We start from the raw sequence: 18,408 nt of genomic DNA, 5'->3' as shown, positions 1-18,408 counted from the left end.
AGGCATCAGTGATCCCGCTCGGTCTTGGCGTCCTCGATCGCCGCGGCGTGATACCAGCTATCGCAGCAGTCCGCGAGATTGACCGGCTGGGCCGCAAACTCGGTCACGGCTTTGGTCTCGCCATAGCTACGTCCCCCGAGAGCCGCCCGGCCCCCGGCTGGGAATTGGTAGATCGTGGCTGACCCGTGATGCAAACTCGGATTCATCATTGCAGTCTCCTTTTGTCGAAGCGCGAGCCTCCATGGTGCGCCCGACTCGTTCTCTAGTGGTTACGTAAGGCGATATTGTCGGTGCCCCGGGCGGGTGCAAGTGACCAAGAGAGCGGCAGATTTTGTCTATTTCGTAGGCAGTTTTGGCGGTGCATTCTGCGAGGCAGCGTTTGCGTGACCAACGCGTGGGCCAACGGGATGGTTGCTTAGGTGAGCCGGCGTCCGACCTGGGGACCTCATAAGGATGCCGCACCTTTAAGCGCTTAGCGGCGGCGAAGCGAAAATGCCGGAAAAATGTGCTGGATTCGGACCGCTGCGCCACCCCCAGACCGCCCGATTTGCGGGCCGGCCGCGCTCCTATGTCGCAGCTTCTATTTTAGGCCGCCGCCGCCGTGCGCTGTGGATGGCCGTTGCCGCACTGCAGCGATTGGCACGCTAAATGCTTAGAAAGAAGTGGCCTGACGTGGCCGGGTACACGTATGCGGAGACCTCCAGGGGCTGGGCGTCAAAATCCAGAATTCAAGGTTTCGGTTTTCCGCATTTCATAGCAACTCAAGAGAGGCTCAATGACCAAGTACAAGCTCGAGTATATTTGGCTCGACGGCTATACGCCGACGCCGAGTCTGCGCGGCAAAACGCAGATCAAGGAATTCGACAAGTTCCCGACGCTCGAACAACTTCCGCTGTGGGGCTTCGACGGCTCGTCCACCATGCAGGCCGAAGGCCACAGCTCCGATTGCGTGCTGAAGCCGGTCGCCGTCTATCCGGATGCTGCGCGGGAAAACGGCGCGCTGGTGATGTGCGAAGTCATGATGCCCGATGGCAAGACCCCGCACTCCTCGAACAAGCGCGCAACCATCCTCGACGATGAAGGCGCCTGGTTCGGCTTCGAGCAGGAATATTTCTTCTACAAGGACGGCCGTCCGCTCGGCTTCCCCTCGGACGGTTATCCGGGTCCGCAGGGCCCGTACTACACCGGCGTTGGCTACAAGAACGTTGGCGATGTCGCCCGCAAGATCGTGGAAGAGCATCTCAACCTCTGCCTCGCCGCCGGCATCAACCACGAAGGCATCAACGCCGAAGTGGCGAAGGGCCAGTGGGAATTCCAGATCTTCGGCAAGGGCTCCAAGACCGCTGCCGACCAGATGTGGATGGCTCGCTACCTGATGCTGCGCCTGACCGAGAGCTACGGCATCGACATCGAATTCCACTGCAAGCCGCTCGGCGATACCGACTGGAACGGCTCGGGCATGCACGCCAACTTCTCGACCAAGTACATGCGCGAAGTCGGTGGCAAGGAATACTTCGAGAAGCTGATGGCTGCCTTTGAGAAGAATCTCATGGACCACATTGCCGTCTACGGCCCGGACAACGACAAGCGCCTGACCGGCAAGCACGAGACCGCGCCCTGGAACAAGTTCAGCTACGGCGTGGCTGACCGCGGCGCCTCGATCCGCGTTCCGCACTCCTTCGTTAACAATGGCTACAAGGGCTATCTGGAAGACCGCCGCCCGAACTCGCAGGGCGACCCCTACCAGATCGCGTCCCAGATCCTGAAGACGATCGCGGAAGTCCCGACCGGCGCCAAGGCGGCCGCGGCCTAAGGGACCGACGATACAATCCGGGCTTTCCGGGTTGCAAAGCTGATCCGCCAGGGCACCGTCTTGGCGGATCATTGCGTTTTGATGACACGACGCCTTGATAAGTTGATTCAAATACGTTCGTTCAAGGCCGTTTCCCTGCGTTATGAACCGCGCTAGACAATGAGCCGGGTTTGCCGGGGTGACGGCATTGTTTGAGGGATTTTACAAAGTCAGGTTTCAGCTTGGCGCGGCGGTCGGCCGTAGCGTGATGTATGCACGCGGCGGCAAGATGCTGGGCGGCAATTCGGCCTTTGCCCATATCGGCAGTTACGAAAAGCGGGACGATGGCGTCGACATCGTGATCCAGACCGTGCGCCACAACCCGGACCCGAATTACCGCGCGATGGCCGGCACCGACGATGCCACCCTGCTGGCGAAAGGCAGGGCAGACGGCAATCTGTACCGCTTCGAAGGGGGCTTGAAGGAGTTGCCCGGCGTGGCGTTCCAGTCGGTGATGACGCCGATCGAGCAGGAGGCCATCCCGATCGCCGGCAGCGTCGGCGAGGGCGGCATCGTCAACGGCCTCTATTCCATCCACGTACGCCTGCTCGACGGCGTCGAGGGCGGCCTGACCGGCGTGATGCTGCTCAATGACGGGCGCATCCTCGGCGGCGACGCATCCTTCTACTATCTCGGCACGTACACCTCGGAGAACGGCCGCTGGAAGGGCCAGATCCTCAATCAGGAGCACACGCCCGCCATGGGCGAGAACCCCATCCTCGGCGGCCATGAAGTCGGCATCGGCTTTTCCGGCTCCTGCGACGAACAAGGCGCGCTCTTGGAGGCGACCGCGCTCGCCGGCAAGCGCAGCCTTCGCATGACCGCGGTGCTCAAGCTGATGCGCCGGGTATAGCGGCCGATGGCTGATACCGTGCGCATGCTCTCGACGCTGGCGTTGAAGGGCGCCGTGCAAAGCCTGGCCGGCCAGTATCAGGCTGCCGGCGGCGTACGCATCGACGCCGATTTCGCGCCCACACTGGCGCTGTTGGACCGGCTGCGCGCGAGCGAGGCCGCGGACGTCGTCATCCTGACTCGCGACGGGCTGGACGAAGTCGTGCGCGAGGGGCGGGTGGTCCCGCAGACTTGCGTGGACCTGGCCCGCTCCTTTGTCGGCATCGCCGTGAAGGCAGGGACGGCCCATCCCGACATCGCGACCGAGGCGGCGCTGCGCGCGGCGCTACTCGGCGCGCGCACGGTGGCCTATTCGCGGCTCGGCGCCAGCGGCATTCTGTTCGCAAAACTGATCGAGCAACTCGGCATTGCCGCCGAAGTCAATGCGAGGGCGCAGATCATCCCGCAGGGTTTTACCGGTGAGAAGCTGGTGACCGGCGAGGCCGATCTCGCCGTCCAGCAGATCAGCGAGTTGAAGCAGGTCGGCGGCATCGAGGTGGTTGGAGCCATTCCACGCCAACTGCAAACGCCCGCGGTGTTTTCCGCCGGGCGTATGGTAGCGAGCAACAAGCCGGCCGAAGCGGACCGGCTGCTGCGATTTCTTGCGTCGCCTGCGGTCGCACCGGCGTTGCGCGAGAGCGGGCTCGAGCCCTGAATTTCAATCCCGGATCAATACGACACCGGCGATCAACAGCACTGCGCCTGCGAGCCGCGCGGCGCTCACGGGATGCGGCGTCAGCCCGAACGCGCCGAAATGGTCGAGCGTCACTGCAGCGAGCACCTGGCCGGCAATGACCAGCGCAAACAGCGTCGCTGCGCCGAGCGAGGGCAACAACAGGATCGCCAGCAGGATGAAGGCAGCGCCGAACACGCCGCCCGACCACGCGTACCACGGCACATCGACCATTGTTTTCCAGGACGGCACGCGCTCGCCGAGCGCGATCACCGCGACGATCATGGTGATGAGGCCGCCCGCATAGCTGATCAGCCCCGCCCAGGCCGGCGAGCCCAGCGCGGTGCGCAAACTGCCATTGAGCACCTGCTGGGTCGCGACGCTGACGCCAGCGCCGAGCGCAAGGAGATAGAGGAAGAAATGTTGCACGTGATCCCCCGTTCATTCCACGCCGGCCGAACGATCCCGGCATTGCAAGGCCAGACAACGCGAATAGCCGGAGCGGAACAAGGGGACCCGTGGCGTCATTATTGCGGACGGGGGCTCGCAAGAAAGCGGTGCTGGCCATGATCCGAAAACTGCAATCGGGCGAATACCGGCTCTATTCCCGCAAAATCAATCCGAAAACCGGCAAGCGCCGTAACCTCGGAACGTTCAAATCGCGTGCGGCGGCGGAAAAGCATGAACGCGCCGTGCAGTATTTCAAACGGCATTGAAACTGCGATAAAACGCGCGCTGGTTCCATCGTGGTGTCGGTGCTAAGTCCGGCGGACGATTCGATAGCGCAGGACATTTTCATTGCTGAACGGGCTCTACAAGGTCGAGTACGGCGTGAACGACGCGTTCGGCCGCAGCATCATGTGCATGCACAATGGCAAGCTGTTGGGCGGCAATTCCGCCTTTGCCCATCTCGGCACCTACCAGGAGACGGCTGGGGAAATTATCGGCGAGGTCATCACCCAGCGTCACAATGACGATCCCCACTACAAGCCGCTGATGGATACCGACGTCGCCGCCATCAGCGTGCGCGGCAAGCTAAAGGGCAACAAGATTCGTTTTGAAGGTAGCGCCGCGCCGCGGCCTGGCGCCTTGTTCTGGGCCGAGTTGACGCGGCTCGACGACGAAGCGCTGCCGCCGGTCGGCACCGTCGGACCGGGCGGCATTGTCAACGGGCTCTATTCCCTCCAGCTCCGCGCGCTCGACGGTATCGAGGCCGGTCTGTCCGGCGTCATGCTGCTGCTGGACGGCCGCATCCTCGGCGGCGATGCTTTCTTCTATTACCTCGGGTCCTACGCGTCGGCCGACGGCCGCTGGAAGGGCGAGATACTGAACCAGGAGCATACGCCGGCGAAGGGCGAAAACCCTGTATTCGGCGGCCATGAGGTGGGCATCGGCTTTACCGGCACCTGCGACGAAGCGGGGGCTGAATTGGAAGCCATTGCGCTCGCGGGAAAGCGCAGCTTGCGGCTGGCTGCGACGCTCAAGCTGATGCGGCCCGCTTAGCCACGCTTGCGCCGCGCGAAAAACCACACGGTTAGTGCGACGGGCGCGCCGAGCGCGAGCCAGGAAAAATAGCGGCCGGGTCCCTCGGACAATAGCGCGCTTATTAGCCCAGCGACCGACAGCACGCCGATCAGCAGCGGGCCGCCGTATACGGTCCACCAATTGCCGCTGGATCGCAATTTGCGGGCGGCGGTCATCGCGACGGCTGCGGGGAAGGCTGCCCCGCTATCGCGTGGCTGCGATGCTTGCGGCGTTTGACGATCCACAGATAGAGCCCGCTGACGATGACGACGATGGTCATGATGTCGAGCAGGGCCCAGATGATCTTCAGCGGCATGCCGCCATAATCACCGAAGTGCAGCGGCTGCGAGACCAGCAGCGCCTTGAGATAGATCGGAAGATCGCGCGTGTCGGAGACTTCTCCGGTTTCGCCATCGAGCAGCACCGGCTTTAGCAGCCGCGACGTCAGCGGCGTGTCGCCGCGCATGAACACCGCGAAATGATGCGAGCTCGTGAATGGGGTGCCGGGAAAGGCGATGAAGGAGATGTTCATGCCCGGCGCTGTCGTGCGCGCTCTTTCGATCGTTGTATCGAGCGAGGCCAGATGCACCGGCGGCGGCTTGCCCGCGTAGGGCTTGACCATGTCGGCGATTTCGTTGGCCTTCCACTGGCTCAGCATCACTTCCGCAAGCGTATTGATGACGCCGGTAGCGCCGACCACCAGCGCCCACGCGATGGTCACCGCGCCCAGAAAATTGTGCCAGTCGAACCAGGCAATGCGGCGCGACTTGTCCCTGAGGGTGCCGAAGCTCAGGCGCCGCGTAAACGGCCAGTACAGCACGACGCCGGAGACGATGGCGACAAGAAATAGGAATCCCATGGCGCCGAGGAACAGCTTGCCGGGCTGGCCCGCAAACATATCGACGTGGAGTTTGAGGAAGATCAGCATCGGGCCGCCGCCGACCGAGCCGAGCGGCTTGGCGGTGTGTGCATCATAGGCCCTGAGCGTCGCAGCATCCGGATCGCCGTCGACCTTGTTGTTGGTGAAGGCGACCACCGTGTTCGGTTCGTCCTTGTCCCACAAGATATATTGCAGGACGCGACCGGGATCGTTCGCAAGCGCCGTGCGGGCGATCTCGTCGATGCTCCGTTTCATCGCGCCCGGCTGTGCGATCTCGGGCTTTGGATCGTAGCCGAGCAGCTCATCGATCTCGTGATGGAAGATGAGCGGCAGGCCGGTGATGCACAGCAGCAGCAGGAACAGCGTCGATATCAGGCTGCTCCAGGTGTGGACCACCGTCCAGATGCGAACCGTCCTGGCTTTCAGGGCTGCCTCCCTTCAAGTCGATTCAGAGCGCTCTACCATTTGTACGACAGGCTCGCCGTCGCCCGGCGCCGATCGCCGTAGAAGCAGGCGTTCGACGACGAACAGTTCGCCACATAGACCGTGTCTGCGACGTTGATGACGTTGAGCGCTGCGCGCCAGTTCTGCCATTCGTAGTGAACTGTGACGTCGCCGAGGACGACAGAGGGGACCGGCATCGTATTGATGTTGTCGGCAAAGGAGCCGCCGATATAGCGCACGCCGCCGCCGAGGCCGAAACCGGTCAGCGGTCCCTCCTGGAAGGTATAGTCGACCCAGCCGGAGGTCAGTGTCTGCGGCGTGTTGGTTGGGGCCTTTCCGATCAGCGCCGGATTCAGGTCCTTGCTGACGAACAGATCGTAGGTCGTAAACGCGCCGACCAATTTGAGCCCCGGAAGCGGATTGGCGACGGCCTCGAGCTCGAAGCCGCGCGACGTGACCTCGCCGTTCTGGGTCGGCAGGAATACGTTAGTCGGATCGGTCGTCAGCGCGTTCTGACGCTTCAAGTCGAACCATGCGAAACCGAAGTGACCATTGAAGCCGTTCGGCTGAAATTTGAATCCGACCTCGGTTTGTTGACCGGTCTCCGGCAACAGCAACTGTCCGGCATTTTGGCCAATGACCGGATTGTAGCTGGTTGCATAGGAGACGTAGGGCGCAAGGCCGAAATCGAAATTGTAGATCAGCCCGGCGCGTCCGCTGAATTTGCTGTCCTCGCGGCTCTGACTGGGGCCGATATGGTTGTCGTTGTTGGTGGCCACCCAATCGTTGCGGCCGCTGAGCACGAGCGTGAAGCGATCAAGCTTGATCTGATCTTGAGCATAAAAGCCGAGCTGCTTCTGGGTCAGTGTCGTATCCGCGATGATATTGCCGCTGAAGGGGGCGTTGTAACCGTAAACCGGATTCAACAGATTGAGTGAAGGAGCGCCGCCAAAACCCTGCCAGTCGTCGATGCGGTAGTGCTTGAGGTCGAGACCGAACAGCGCGGTGTGTCGGAGAATGCCGGTGTTGAAGCGATATTCGAGCTGGTTGTCGAGATTGGCTTGATTGGCGATGCCATGGGTGAGGAAGTAGCCTCGCGAGAGGGTCGCGGTGGAAGCATCCCCGTTGTTGATATAGCCGAGACCAAACAGCGTCGACAGCGTAACGTCGACATGGGCGAACCGGGCATTCTGCCGGAAGGTCACGTCGTCGGAGAGGTTGCGCTCGAACTGGTAGCCCAGCATCTCCTGTTCGCGCTTGAAGGTATCGACGCTAGGATCGCTGGCAAACAGACTGGTCGGAATCCGGCCGAATGGCGCGGCGGTGACGGTGCCAACATAGGGCAGGAAGTTGAGGCTGCGGGTCTCATTCTTCGAGGCGGAGGCGAGCACCGTGAAGGTGGTGTCGGCGTCGGGTTTCCAGGTCAGCGACGGCGCGATGAAGTAGTTATTGTTGGGCGTGAAATCGACCTGGGTGCCGCCGTTCTGGATCTGACCGACCACACGGTAGAACAGCTTGCCGTTTTCGGGTGCGGTTGCGACCGGGCCGCCAAAATCAAACCCCAGATAGGCATTTCCAAAATTGTTGACGCCGGTCTCGAGATAGCGGATCGGCTCCACTGGGGGCGTCTTGCTGACCGCGTTGACGATGCCGCTCGGGCTGGAGCCGCCATACAGCACGGCGGACGGGCCGCGCAGCACCTCGACACGTGCGAGGTTGAATGGCTGCAGCTTCCAGCTCGCGTAGGAGGTGTAGAAGAGCTGCAGCCCGTCGAGGAACAAGCCGACATCCTCCGACTTGAAGCCGCGGATCAGAAACCAGTCGTTGCGGTTGTCCGCGCCGAACGTTCCGGCGACGACGCCCGGAGTGTAACGCAATATCTCGTCGAACTTGCCGGGCTTCTGGTCGCGAATTTGTTCGCTGCCGATGACTGACAGCGATTGCGGCGTCTCCATGATCGGCGTGTTGGTCTTGGTGCCCGCCATCGAGCGGCCGGCGACATAGCCTTGGACGGCGCCGCGCGGGTTTTCGACGAAGCCGACGCCGCGCTGCGGCGGCGGTCTGTTGGTTTGCGCTGCCTGCGTTGCACGCCTTGTCTGCCGCCGCTCCGGCGATGTGACGCGACGGCGAGCCTCCGGCGAGGCTACGACGACGGGGGGCAACGACTGTGCCCCGGATTGCGACGAAGAGCTTGACTGCGCGAACGTCGACTGTGGCCACAGCGCCAATACGGATACGGTCGCCAACGCGGCGACCCGCAACAAATCACAAGACTTCAAGGTTCACCCCAACCTGCGAGCACTCACGCCGCGCCCTTCAGGAAGTCGGGCAGCGCGACGCGGTGACGCATACGCGAGGGATTACGATTCCTCCAATGGAATGGTTCTTAGAGAGGCTCTTAGAAAGCTTCCAGCAAACGCCCGAAAAATTGATTGATGCAGCATCAACACTCGGAAGCTGTAACACGGGAACGCGCTGCAATGCTGGTTCCGTGGCGTGCGTCTGATCAGGAATAGGAACAGGTGTTCTGCTGAGGCATTAACAGCGTGAGCTGATGTGCGAAGGGAGAGACCCGTTCAGCCATGACCCGATATCGCGAGCCCAATGGCGTCGAGCCCGAGAAGTCGGAAGACGATATTCAGCGAGAGCAGCTCGGACCGCGCGGCGTGCCTGGCGCCCCCGATCCTGCGAGGATGACACCTCAACGGGAGAAGAAGACGCCAAAGTACATCGATCCCGGACACACGGCATAGCGTGAAGCGGGAACGCTCGCGTTCGAGGCTAAAAACTCCCGCGGCCTGCCCATCAGGCTAGTTCCCGAACGCAATCTGAACTCCCAGATTGGATTCAACCGATCCAGGAGTTCTGCCATGCCCGAGCCGACCGCAACTATCCTTCCGTCGTTATCCTCCGCCCTTGCCGATGTCGTCGCCCGGACAAAGTCCGCGATCGTCTCGGTGCATTCGCACCGCTCGCGGGCCTCGGGCTTCATCTGGAAACCCGGCCTGATCGTGACGGCTGATGAAGCGCTGGCCGACGAAGGCGAAGTCTCGGTTAAATTTGCCGACGGAACGACGCAGTCGGCCAAGATCGCAGGACGCGATCACACCACCGATGTCGCGCTGCTGCGGCTCGATACCAGGAGTGATGGCGGTGAGACCATCCCTGATACTGCCTCCGTCGCGTTCTCGCCTGTCGTTCCGGATCTTGGCTCGCTGATAGTCGTCGTCGCTGCCGAGCATGGCGTTCCCACGACGGCGCTCGGCGTCGTCTCGCTGATCGGGAGCCGCTGGCGCAGCCTTCGTGGCGGTGAGATCGATGCCAGGATCGAGCTCGACGTACGGCTGCGCAGCAGTCACGAGGGGGGACTTGCCGTCAATGCCTCCGGCGAAGCGATCGGCATGGCAGTCCAGGGGGTGCGACGCATTCTCGTGATTCCCGGCGCGACGATCGACCGGATCGCGGGAAGGCTTGAAACCCATGGCCGGATTGCGCGGGGCTATCTCGGGGTTGGATTGCAGCCGATCAAGCTCGACGATGGCGTCGGAGCGATGGTGATGAGTGTCGACAAGTCAGGTCCCTCGGCCGCCGCCGGTATCCTTCAAGGCGACGTGATCGTCGGCTGGAACAACGAGAAGCTGACCGGCATGCGCTCGCTGATGCGGTCGCTTGGGCCGGATAGTATCGGAACGGTCATCGACATCACGATTCGCCGCGCCGGCCAACCGGTGCAGATCAAGCTTACGGTCGGCGAAAGGGCAGAAGCGTGAACGAGGAGGCCTCACCGGTCATTGTGGTAGCCATCGAGATCGCCGATCCGGTGCTGGCGGACCGGCTCGCGTCTCTGCTCGGCGTCGTGTCCGGGCTTCGTCTGGCGGCGCCCGGAGAGGCAGCAACGGTCGCGCTCATATCACGCGACGCGCCGATGGCCGTCGACGCGTCCGATATCGATCTCACGCCACGCGAGCGCGACGTGCTTGTTCTGATGGCCGAAGGTGCATCCAACAAAGCCATTGCGCGCCAGCTCGGAATATCCGTGCATACCGCCAAGTTCCATGTGGCTTCGCTGCTTGACAAACTTGATGCCACCGGCCGCACCGATGCCGTGGCACATGCCGCGCGACTTGGCGTGATCAACCTGTGATCTCCATGCGGCCGGCAAATTTTTGCCTTATCCGCGGCCCTTGTTTGCGGCGTGGTCTTTCAACTGCTCGGTTTGGGACCATTTGCTGTCCTGACCACGATCGCGCGAATGCTCGGTCTTGTCGCGGTTGGAAAGCACCGCGTTGTCGCCGATTAGATCGTTCTGCACGTCGGTCATGGCGCCGGTCCCGGCGCCTTTGCCCTTCGCGCCAGGGCCGAGATGCTTGCCGTCTCCGTGTGCTCCACGTGTCATGATACTTATCCCTATGATACTTATCCCTATGGCTTTTGAGGCTTGTGGCCGGACTGGCCCGGACGATTGTGCTTGTTGTGCTGGCTTTCCTGGTTGAGTCCGCCGCGGCTTACGGGAAATTCCGATTGACGTGCCTCGCGTTTCGCCGTTTTGGCGCCGCCAGCGTGCTGGGTCTGCGCGATCCCCTCCATCTGTCTCGCGTCGGGCACATCGGGCTTCCGTTCAAGAATCCGCATTTGCTGCTCGTGCGTCTTCTTCCCCTGCAGCGGCATTCTCCGTGGACCGCTGTCCCGATCGTTTTGCGGCGGTCCGCGGCGGCGGTTGCGAACCTCTGCCTTGTCGATGCCGCCCTGGGCATTAGTGTCATTCTCGATATCGCCCTCGAAGGTATTGGCGCCCTCGAACTCGTCGAGTTCGTCGGACGTTACCTGCGCCATCGTCGTTCCCTTCGAGCCCCCGATCAGCGGATTGCGAACAAGATCGACGTTAGTCGGTCTGTTCAGTTTCACATGCTTGGTGCTCATGACGCGTCCTTCGATGCGGGATGGGTGCCGCCGCCCTTTCGTTCCGGCTCGTGAGTGTGGTGGGTGTCATGTTCGCCGCCACCGCCGGACACTTGGCTGTGCCGGCGCTGCGGATCGTCGGCGGGTGGCTTGCGGGCGTGAAGCGGCGCCTTTGCGTTCTCGTGGGAAGCACCCGGGCCGCCCTGGCGAATGCTCGCTGGCGTCTTGGTTGAGGTCGACATGGTGCTCGCTCCTGACTAGCGATCCTGCTGATAGCCCTGATGTGTCGTGTTCTGTGCGGTATTGCCCGGCTGGCCCTGCTCACGGGGATTTTCAATGTGGCCGCGGCCCTTCCGAACTTCATGGGCGTTGCCGGATTTGGGATCGCCGGTACCCTTGTGGCTTTGATTGTCCTGCGGCACGGGCGGAGTTCTGGTCATTGCTGACTCCCGTCGTTGATTGCTTTTGTGCTGCAAGACAACGCCCGGCGAACATCAGGGTTCTTGTCGATGCTCGGAACCGCGATCAGATGCCGCATCAGGCCGCCGATGAAACCCGGTTGTTACGGGGCCACAACGCCTGAACGTCTTCCGGAAGCGCGTGGCGCACCTTCTCGACCTGATTGGGATCGACATGATGGTTCAGAACACGGAACACCGCCTGCGCTGCATCTTTGGAATCGACCGGTTTCTGCGAACTGAGCTCTGCCGAGACGATGGAGAGAAACTCATCTGCCGATCGCCACGCCTTCGGCGTTTCACTCGGCCGCCACTGGTCGTAATAGGTGCCGCGCACCAGTAGTGGAAGCTGCGCGCCGAGATGTGCGGCAAGATTGACCGGAACCCGGTCGCGGATGGTTCGCAATACCGATCCCAGAATATGCCACGCCAGCTTGCGATCGCGCGGCAGGTTTGTCATCACTTCGTCCAACCACGTGTTGGTAATCTGGAGCGTTCTGTCGAATACTTCGAGACCCGTTGCGCTCATGGGAACTCTCCGTCGGTTCAATTGGAGATGACGGGCTAACGATGCTGGTACGGATCGGTTCGCAGCGCTGAAAAGGTTTAATCCTCAAACGCGAATTCATTCGGCCACCGGATATGTCCCCTGGGATGCAGTTGCAGCGACAGTTCGGAACACCGTCAGGTAGCGTGGTTTGTTGCGGCGAGGGATATTCGGAACCGCTTCCACAAGCACGCCAGATGTCCTAAGCAGCGGCCACAGCGATTTCCTTCCCTCAGGGCCCAATGATCCGTCTCGACAACGTCAGCAAGCAAGTCGGCCACCAGATCCTCTTCATCGAAGCCTCCGCAGCTCTTCAGAAGGGCGAGAAGATCGGCCTCGTCGGCCCGAACGGCGCGGGCAAGACCACGCTTTTCCGGATGATCTCGGGCCAGGAACTACCCGACGAGGGCCAGGTCTCGCTCGATCGGGGGATTACTATCGGCTATTTCAGCCAGGACGTCGGCGAGATGTCGGGTCGCAGCGCCGTGGCCGAGGTGATGGACGGCGCCGGGCCTGTCAGCGTCGTGGCAAACGAGCTCAGGGAGCTCGAGGCCGCGATGGCCGATCCGGATCGCGCCGACGAGATGGAAGATATCATCGCGCGCTACGGCGAGGTGCAGCACCGCTTCGAGGAGCTCGACGGCTATGCGCTTGACGGCCGGGCCCGCGAGGCGTTGTCGGGCTTGGGCTTCAGCCAGGAGATGATGGAGGGCGACGTCGGCGCGCTTTCCGGCGGCTGGAAGATGCGGGTCGCGTTGGCACGCATCCTCCTGATGCGGCCTGACGTGATGCTGCTGGACGAGCCCAGCAACCATCTCGACCTCGAGAGCCTGATCTGGCTCGAGCAGTTCCTGAAAGGATACGAGGGCGCGCTGTTGATGACCTCGCATGACCGCGAGTTCATCAACCGTATCATCAACAAGGTCGTCGAGATCGATGGCGGGACGCTCACGACATATTCCGGCAATTACGAATTCTACGAGCAGCAGCGCGCGCTGAACGAAAAGCAGCAGCAGGCGCAATTCGAACGCCAGCAGGCGATGCTGGCGAAGGAGATCAAGTTCATCGAGCGCTTCAAGGCACGCGCCTCTCACGCAGCTCAAGTGCAGAGCCGGGTGAAAAAGCTCGACAAGATCGAGCGCGTCGAGCCGCCGAAGCGACGGCAGACGGTGGCGTTCGAATTCCTGCCGGCGCCGCGCTCGGGCGAGGATGTCGTCAGCCTGAAGAACGTCCACAAGGGCTATGGCAGCCGCACCATCTATCAGGGCCTCGATTTCATGATCCGCCGCAGGGAGCGGTGGTGCGTGATGGGCGTCAACGGCGCCGGCAAGTCGACGCTCTTGAAGCTGGTGGCGGGCTCCGCCGAACCCGACGATGGCACGGTGGCGATCGGCGGCAGCGTCAAGATGGGCTACTTTGCCCAGCACGCCATGGACCTGCTCGACGGCGAACGCACGGTGTTCGACTGGCTGGAAGATTCCTTTCCGCAGGCGGGACAAGGTTCGCTCCGCGCGCTCGCGGGCTGCTTTGGCTTCTCCGGCGACGACGTCGAGAAGAAGTGCCGCGTGCTCTCGGGCGGCGAGAAGGCGCGGCTGGTGATGGCAAAAATGCTCTACGATCCGCCGAATTTCCTCGTGCTGGACGAGCCGACCAACCACCTGGACCTCGCGACCAAGGAAATGCTGATCAATGCGCTGTCCGAGTTCGAGGGTACCATGCTGTTCGTGTCCCACGACCGGCATTTCCTCGCGGCGCTCTCCAACCGCGTGCTGGAGCTGACGCCGGAGGGCATCCACCAATTTGGCGGCGGTTACACCGAATATGTCGCGCGCACCGGGCACGAGGCGCCGGGATTGCGAAGCTAGCGGCTAGTTTCGCTTGCCGGCGAGCGGCGCGATGGCCTCGATCTCATTGGTCCAGATGCCGCCGGAATAGTTTTGCGGCAACCGCGCAAATTGTTCAGGCGTATCTATTCCGGTCGAGAATTCGCCGCCGCGATAGGGGCCGAGCACGAAAACATCGCTGTTGGCCGCCTTCATGCGGCTGAGGAAGCGGTCGGGCCAGCCCCACAGCCATGGGGCGACGTTGATCGGCACCATCACCATCGCGTTGTGGCAGGCTTTCGGCACCACGCCGCTCCAGCCATAGCCGATGTAGCCGAGCAGGCAGCTCTTGATCGTGGCGCGCGAGATCGTCCGGACATCCGGAAGGCGCTGGCGCACGATCCCGACCGGCTCATCGCCGCCATAGACCATGATCTTCGCCCGGCGTTCGGCGGGAAGCTTGTCCAGCAGGGCCGCCAGCTTCTCCCCCTCGGACGGGTCCCGGCCCTTAACGTTGATCAGGAGCCGCTCTCGCGGAAAGGCCGCCAGCACCTCAGTGAGTGTCGGCATCAGGCCGATGCTCTTGCCGCGAAACGGAAAGGTCTTGCCACCATCGGTTGTATAGCCATGGCCGATATCGAGCTTCTTCAAATAGGCCATGGAGTGTTCGCGCGTGACGCCGCGCCCGTCGGTGCGGCAATCCAGCGTCCAGTCGTGAAACACCGCGAATTCGCCATCGGTCGTCGGGTGAACGTCGAGCTCGACGACATCGGCGCCGGCCGCCAGGCTGGCTCGCATCGAGTCGACCGTGTTCTCCAGATATTGATGGCTTGACGGCAGCATTCGCGCCGCCGTGCAGGTGTCGTTCTTCAGCTCGCGCTCGTCGAAGCGCTGGGCAATGCCGCGATGCGCGAGCAGGACGGGCTTGCCCTCCTGATGGGCGGCGAGATGATTGGTGTTGTTGAGATAAATGGCTGCGCCAAAGACGGCGATCGCCGCCGCCGCATATTTCAGTTTCTTGTTCAAGGCTTGTCCCCACATGCGAGGCGCAGTGGCTAGACACAATTTCTGGTCGATTTGCGGCGGCGGATGGGAGAGGCGCGAAACGCACGCGTTGCATCGCGCCGGAGCCAACCGCAATTTCGTCCGCTATGTCGGCTTTGCCGACTGACAAGCGAATTTAGGCTGCCCGCACCTCCGAGAGGAAGCGGTTGACCTGCCCGGCGATATCCTTGGACTGCGAGGACAACTGCTCGGCCGCGCCGAGCACCTGATTGGCGGCAGCGCCGGTATCGTCGGCGGCCTTCTGGACGCCGGTGATATTGGAATTGACCTCCTGGGTGCCGCGTGCGGCTTCCTGCACGCTGCGGGAGATTTCCTTGGTCGCGGAGCCCTGTTCCTCGATCGCGGCGGCAATCGCCGTTCCGATCTGGTCGATCTCGGCGATCACGTTGGCGACGTTCTGGATCGCCGTCACGGTCTGATCGCTCGCCGCCTGAATGGACGCGATCTGCTCGGAGATTTCGGTGGTCGCCTTGGCAGTCTGGCCGGCCAGCGATTTGACTTCGGAAGCGACGACCGCAAAGCCACGGCCGGCATCGCCGGCACGCGCGGCCTCGATGGTCGCGTTCAGCGCCAGCAGGTTGGTTTGCGCGGCAATGCTCTGGATCAGCGTCACGACGTCGCCGATCTTCTGCGCGCCCTCGGCGAGCGAGCGGGCGGTCTCACCGGTGCGCCGCGCATTATCGACAGCGCGGGCGGCGATTTCGGTCGATTGCGCGACCTGGCGGCCGATCTCGGAGATCGAGGAGGTCAATTCTTCGGTGGCGCTGGCAACCGTCTGCACGTTAGCCGAGGTCTGCTCGGAAGCGGCGGCGACGATCGCCGCCTGGCGGTTGGTGGCGGTCGCCGTCGACGACATCGACTGCGCGGTGTCTTCCATGACGGACGAGGCGGCCGAAAGTCCGCCCACCAATTCGGTGACCTTGGCTTCGAACGCGCGGGTGAGTTCGTCGAGCACCTGGGCGCGACGCATCTTACCGTCGTTCTCGGCGGCCTTCTCGGCGGCAAGACGTTCCGCCTCGATCATGTTGTCCTTGAAGACGCGCACCGCCGATGCCATCGCGCCGATCTCATCGCCGCGGCCGGCGCCGGCGATTTCACCGGATACGTCGCCGCTGGCCAGCCGCGACATGGTGGCGGTGAGCTCGACGATCGGCATGCAGACGCGGCGGCGCACCATCACTATCAGCGTGGCGCTGGCGGCGACAACCGCGATCAGGCCGGCCAGCGCGATCAGGAAGCTGAAGCGCGCGGAGGAATAGGCCTCACCGAGCACCTGCTCGGCGTTGTCGTAGAACGCGTCGCGGACCGTAATGATGGACGCAAGACCGAGTTGCGTCTCCGCGTAGTAGGTCTCCATATCATGTTCGTACTTGCCGCTGATGGCGCCATCCTTGACGAGCTTCAGCTCTTTGCCGAAGCGATCGACATAGGCCGCGTTCATCTTGTCGAGCGCCGCGGCCACATTGGCCGGCGTAGAGGGATTGCCGCGCAATTCCTGCAGCGACATCAGAATCTGATCGTTTCGCCCCTGCGAGCGGCTGATCTCCATCTTCTCGGCTTCAGTGGCTACCCGGTTGGCACCGATGAGATTCTTGTGCAGGCTGGAGTTGAGACCGCCGACGTCGCGTAGCGTCCAGGCGACATTGGCGTAGCTTGCCTGCCGGTAGGCCGTGCCGTCGAGCAGCGCGATCTTGCGCACCTGCTCGTCGAGCAGCGTCGTGACAGCCTTGTTGAAGACGGAGTTGTCGGAGACGATTTTCCTGGCCGCATCGCGGCGGGCTTCCGGCGGACCGGTGAGGGCCTTGTCGATGGCTGCGCGCAGTGCCGCGAACTGGGTATTCAGGGCATCGATGCTGCTCCCGACGGCAGCACTGTCTTCGATCGCGCCCGCCAGGGTCGCCTTGACCCGGTTCATCTTGTCGCGCGCCCCATCGGTGTTCTTGCGATATTTGTCGAGTTCGGCCAGCAGTTTCGGATCCACGGTAGGAGGTCCGAACATGATGTTGGTGGCAAAGCCGCGCTCGGGATTCATGTAGCGCGGGATGTCGCCGACCGCGCGCACCACCTCCAGCCGGCTCTGCGCGACCGAGACCTTGTCCATGGTCTGATACTTCGAAACCGCCACATAGACGGCGAGCCCGCCGCCGACGGCGGAAAGCGAAACGATGGCAGCGGTGAGGAGGGTACCGATTTTCATGGGATTTCAGGCCATTTGCGCTGGTAACGGATGTGCGGACTGCCAGTATAGGTGGTGCAAATTAATCCGGGGTTACGGTTGCACGTGTCACGCCGGCCCGTTCCAGTTGATCTTGACGATGGCGCGTGGTGCCGCGGCCTTAGGGACAGAGGAGCGAGGAAATGAAGATCGTCATCATCGGCGGTACAGGTCTGATCGGTTCGAAATTGGCCCCGTTGCTCGCCTCGCGCGGTCACGAGGTGCTGCAGGCGTCCCCGAGCAGGGGGATCAACGCCGTGACCGGGGAGGGGCTGCAACCGGCACTGGTGGGCGCCGACATTGTCGTCGACGTCTCGAATTCGCCCTCGTTCGAGGACAAGGCGGTGTTGCACTTCTTCGAGAGCGGAACACGCAACCTGATTGCGGCGGCGAAACGGGCCGGTGTGCGGCACTGCATTGCACTGTCGATCGTCGGTACCGACCGGCTCGAGAGCAGCGGGTATTTCCGCGCCAAGCTGGCGCAGGAGCGGCTGATCGACAATTCCGGGCTGGCCTACACGATCCTGCGCGCCACCCAGTTCTTCGAATTCGTCGGCGCGATCGCGGATTACGGACGCAGGGACGGCGAGGTCCACGTTTCCAATCAGTTGATGCAGCCGTTATTGTCCGACGAGGTCGCGGAAGCGCTGGCCGACGTGACGCTCGGCGAGCCCGCCAACAGCATATGCGAGGTCGCGGGTCCCGAAGCGGCGCCGCTTGCGGATTTCGTCGGCCGCTGGCTCCGCAAGCAGGGCGATACCAGCAAGATCGTGGCGGGCGTGGACGTGCCGTATTTCGGCGCGCCACTCGCGTTGCGTACGTTGGTGCCGGACGACGGCGCGCGGATCATGCCGACGCGTTTTGATGACTGGCTCGGTGGGGCTGCCAAAACGGCATGAGCCGCCCGAAGTTATCATTTCCACGAAGGCGGCGTGTTGAGTACGCCCGGCTCCATCCCCGTCATTGCGAGCGAAGCGAAGCAATCCATCTTTCCGCGCATGAGGTGACAATGGATTGCTTCGCTGCGCTCGCAATGACGGGGAGATAGTGATGCACACACCATCGTCATCCCCGCGCATGCGGTGATCCAGTACGCTGCGGCCTATCGGTTCGATTATTGACGTCTCTGGAATACTG

Annotated in this window: 22 protein-coding genes; 10 read left to right on the top strand and 12 right to left on the bottom strand. The window is 62.5% G+C overall.

What is annotated here, in order from left to right:
- Positions 1 to 5: 5 nt before the first annotated feature.
- Positions 6 to 209, bottom strand: a complete 204-nt coding sequence (locus LMTR3_RS10485; RefSeq protein ID WP_065744977.1) for a DUF2735 domain-containing protein — start codon at positions 207 to 209, stop codon at positions 6 to 8.
- Positions 210 to 775: 566 nt separating this feature from the next.
- Here LMTR3_RS10485 and LMTR3_RS10480 point away from each other — a divergent pair.
- From LMTR3_RS10480 to LMTR3_RS10470, 3 genes are all read left to right on the top strand, one after another.
- On the top strand, positions 776 to 1,813 hold the full coding sequence (locus LMTR3_RS10480; protein WP_065744976.1) for a glutamine synthetase beta-grasp domain-containing protein: 1,038 nt from the start codon (positions 776 to 778) through the stop codon (positions 1,811 to 1,813).
- Between the two features lie 187 nt (positions 1,814 to 2,000).
- Positions 2,001 to 2,705: a GrlR family regulatory protein gene (locus LMTR3_RS10475; protein ID WP_065745584.1), complete on the top strand. Its 705-nt coding sequence runs from the start codon at positions 2,001 to 2,003 to the stop codon at positions 2,703 to 2,705.
- Positions 2,706 to 2,711: 6 nt separating this feature from the next.
- Positions 2,712 to 3,398 carry a substrate-binding domain-containing protein gene (locus LMTR3_RS10470; RefSeq protein ID WP_065744975.1) on the top strand — a complete coding sequence of 229 codons (687 nt, stop codon included), beginning with the start codon at positions 2,712 to 2,714 and terminating at the stop codon, positions 3,396 to 3,398.
- A gap of 3 nt (positions 3,399 to 3,401) precedes the next feature.
- On the opposite strand, the gene LMTR3_RS10465 is transcribed toward LMTR3_RS10470, so the two are convergent.
- Complete coding sequence (locus LMTR3_RS10465) at positions 3,402 to 3,845, bottom strand: DMT family transporter (RefSeq protein WP_065744974.1); 444 nt, start codon at positions 3,843 to 3,845, stop codon at positions 3,402 to 3,404.
- Between the two features lie 137 nt (positions 3,846 to 3,982).
- On the opposite strand from LMTR3_RS10465, the gene LMTR3_RS37425 reads away from it, so the two are divergent.
- Complete coding sequence (locus tag LMTR3_RS37425) at positions 3,983 to 4,132, top strand: hypothetical protein (protein ID WP_141686549.1); 150 nt, start codon at positions 3,983 to 3,985, stop codon at positions 4,130 to 4,132.
- 82 nt (positions 4,133 to 4,214) lie between these two features.
- Positions 4,215 to 4,919: a GrlR family regulatory protein gene (locus LMTR3_RS10460; protein WP_065744973.1), complete on the top strand. Its 705-nt coding sequence runs from the start codon at positions 4,215 to 4,217 to the stop codon at positions 4,917 to 4,919.
- On the opposite strand, the gene LMTR3_RS10455 is transcribed toward LMTR3_RS10460, so the two are convergent.
- The 3 genes from LMTR3_RS10455 to LMTR3_RS10445 form a co-directional block, all read right to left on the bottom strand.
- Complete coding sequence (locus LMTR3_RS10455) at positions 4,916 to 5,116, bottom strand: hypothetical protein (RefSeq protein ID WP_065744972.1); 201 nt, start codon at positions 5,114 to 5,116, stop codon at positions 4,916 to 4,918. The two genes, LMTR3_RS10460 and LMTR3_RS10455, sit on opposite strands and share 4 nt — an antisense overlap.
- The gene (locus tag LMTR3_RS10450; protein WP_245319824.1) at positions 5,113 to 6,216 is read right to left on the bottom strand and encodes a PepSY-associated TM helix domain-containing protein; all 1,104 of its coding nucleotides are present in this window, start codon (positions 6,214 to 6,216) and stop codon (positions 5,113 to 5,115) included. Before LMTR3_RS10450 ends, LMTR3_RS10455 begins: the two co-directional genes overlap by 4 nt.
- A 62-nt stretch (positions 6,217 to 6,278) precedes the next feature.
- A complete protein-coding gene (locus tag LMTR3_RS10445; RefSeq protein WP_065744970.1) occupies positions 6,279 to 8,528 on the bottom strand; it encodes a TonB-dependent siderophore receptor in 2,250 nt (749 codons plus the stop codon).
- 318 nt (positions 8,529 to 8,846) lie between these two features.
- Between LMTR3_RS10445 and LMTR3_RS38415 the strand changes: the two genes are divergently transcribed.
- The 3 genes from LMTR3_RS38415 to LMTR3_RS10435 all read left to right on the top strand — a co-directional run bounded on the left by LMTR3_RS38415 (position 8,847) and on the right by LMTR3_RS10435 (position 10,408).
- Positions 8,847 to 9,017, top strand: coding sequence for a hypothetical protein (locus LMTR3_RS38415; protein WP_176721856.1), 171 nt, complete (start codon positions 8,847 to 8,849; stop codon positions 9,015 to 9,017).
- A 117-nt stretch (positions 9,018 to 9,134) separates the two neighbouring features.
- On the top strand, positions 9,135 to 10,034 hold the full coding sequence (locus LMTR3_RS10440) for a S1C family serine protease (RefSeq protein ID WP_065744969.1): 900 nt from the start codon (positions 9,135 to 9,137) through the stop codon (positions 10,032 to 10,034).
- Entirely contained in the window at positions 10,031 to 10,408 is a 378-nt protein-coding gene (locus tag LMTR3_RS10435) for a response regulator transcription factor (protein WP_065744968.1), read from the top strand. The genes LMTR3_RS10440 and LMTR3_RS10435 overlap by 4 nt, the downstream gene beginning before the upstream one ends.
- Positions 10,409 to 10,435: 27 nt before the next feature.
- Here the strand turns inward: LMTR3_RS10435 and LMTR3_RS10430 are convergent, their stop codons facing one another.
- The 5 genes from LMTR3_RS10430 to LMTR3_RS10405 all read right to left on the bottom strand — a co-directional run bounded on the left by LMTR3_RS10430 (position 10,436) and on the right by LMTR3_RS10405 (position 12,150).
- Positions 10,436 to 10,660, bottom strand: a complete 225-nt coding sequence (locus tag LMTR3_RS10430; protein WP_065744967.1) for a hypothetical protein — start codon at positions 10,658 to 10,660, stop codon at positions 10,436 to 10,438.
- 26 nt (positions 10,661 to 10,686) lie between these two features.
- Positions 10,687 to 11,184: a hypothetical protein gene (locus tag LMTR3_RS39110; protein ID WP_245319823.1), complete on the bottom strand. Its 498-nt coding sequence runs from the start codon at positions 11,182 to 11,184 to the stop codon at positions 10,687 to 10,689.
- Positions 11,181 to 11,405 carry a hypothetical protein gene (locus LMTR3_RS10415; RefSeq protein ID WP_057846514.1) on the bottom strand — a complete coding sequence of 75 codons (225 nt, stop codon included), beginning with the start codon at positions 11,403 to 11,405 and terminating at the stop codon, positions 11,181 to 11,183. The genes LMTR3_RS39110 and LMTR3_RS10415 overlap by 4 nt, the downstream gene beginning before the upstream one ends.
- A gap of 15 nt (positions 11,406 to 11,420) precedes the next feature.
- The gene (locus LMTR3_RS10410; protein WP_065744966.1) at positions 11,421 to 11,603 is read right to left on the bottom strand and encodes a hypothetical protein; all 183 of its coding nucleotides are present in this window, start codon (positions 11,601 to 11,603) and stop codon (positions 11,421 to 11,423) included.
- A 97-nt stretch (positions 11,604 to 11,700) separates the two neighbouring features.
- Positions 11,701 to 12,150: a DUF2267 domain-containing protein gene (locus tag LMTR3_RS10405; RefSeq protein WP_028346376.1), complete on the bottom strand. Its 450-nt coding sequence runs from the start codon at positions 12,148 to 12,150 to the stop codon at positions 11,701 to 11,703.
- A gap of 260 nt (positions 12,151 to 12,410) precedes the next feature.
- On the opposite strand from LMTR3_RS10405, the gene LMTR3_RS10400 reads away from it, so the two are divergent.
- Positions 12,411 to 14,033 (top strand): ABC-F family ATP-binding cassette domain-containing protein, encoded by a 1,623-nt coding sequence (locus LMTR3_RS10400; protein WP_065744965.1) that lies wholly within the window; start codon positions 12,411 to 12,413, stop codon positions 14,031 to 14,033.
- A gap of 3 nt (positions 14,034 to 14,036) precedes the next feature.
- Here LMTR3_RS10400 and LMTR3_RS10395 read toward each other — a convergent pair whose 3' ends face one another.
- Positions 14,037 to 15,017, bottom strand: coding sequence for a glycerophosphodiester phosphodiesterase family protein (locus tag LMTR3_RS10395; protein ID WP_065745582.1), 981 nt, complete (start codon positions 15,015 to 15,017; stop codon positions 14,037 to 14,039).
- Positions 15,018 to 15,171: 154 nt separating this feature from the next.
- On the bottom strand, positions 15,172 to 17,253 hold the full coding sequence (locus LMTR3_RS10390) for a methyl-accepting chemotaxis protein (protein WP_065744964.1): 2,082 nt from the start codon (positions 17,251 to 17,253) through the stop codon (positions 15,172 to 15,174).
- Positions 17,254 to 17,414: 161 nt separating this feature from the next.
- On the opposite strand from LMTR3_RS10390, the gene LMTR3_RS10385 reads away from it, so the two are divergent.
- Positions 17,415 to 18,170, top strand: coding sequence for an SDR family oxidoreductase (locus tag LMTR3_RS10385; protein ID WP_065744963.1), 756 nt, complete (start codon positions 17,415 to 17,417; stop codon positions 18,168 to 18,170).
- The last annotated feature ends 238 nt before the right edge of the window (positions 18,171 to 18,408 follow it).

Source organism: Bradyrhizobium sp. LMTR 3, assembly GCF_001693485.1.
GTDB lineage: Bacteria > Pseudomonadota > Alphaproteobacteria > Rhizobiales > Xanthobacteraceae > Bradyrhizobium.
Note: the sequence above shows the minus strand (reverse complement) of the source record. Positions and strands in the feature narration are given on the sequence as shown.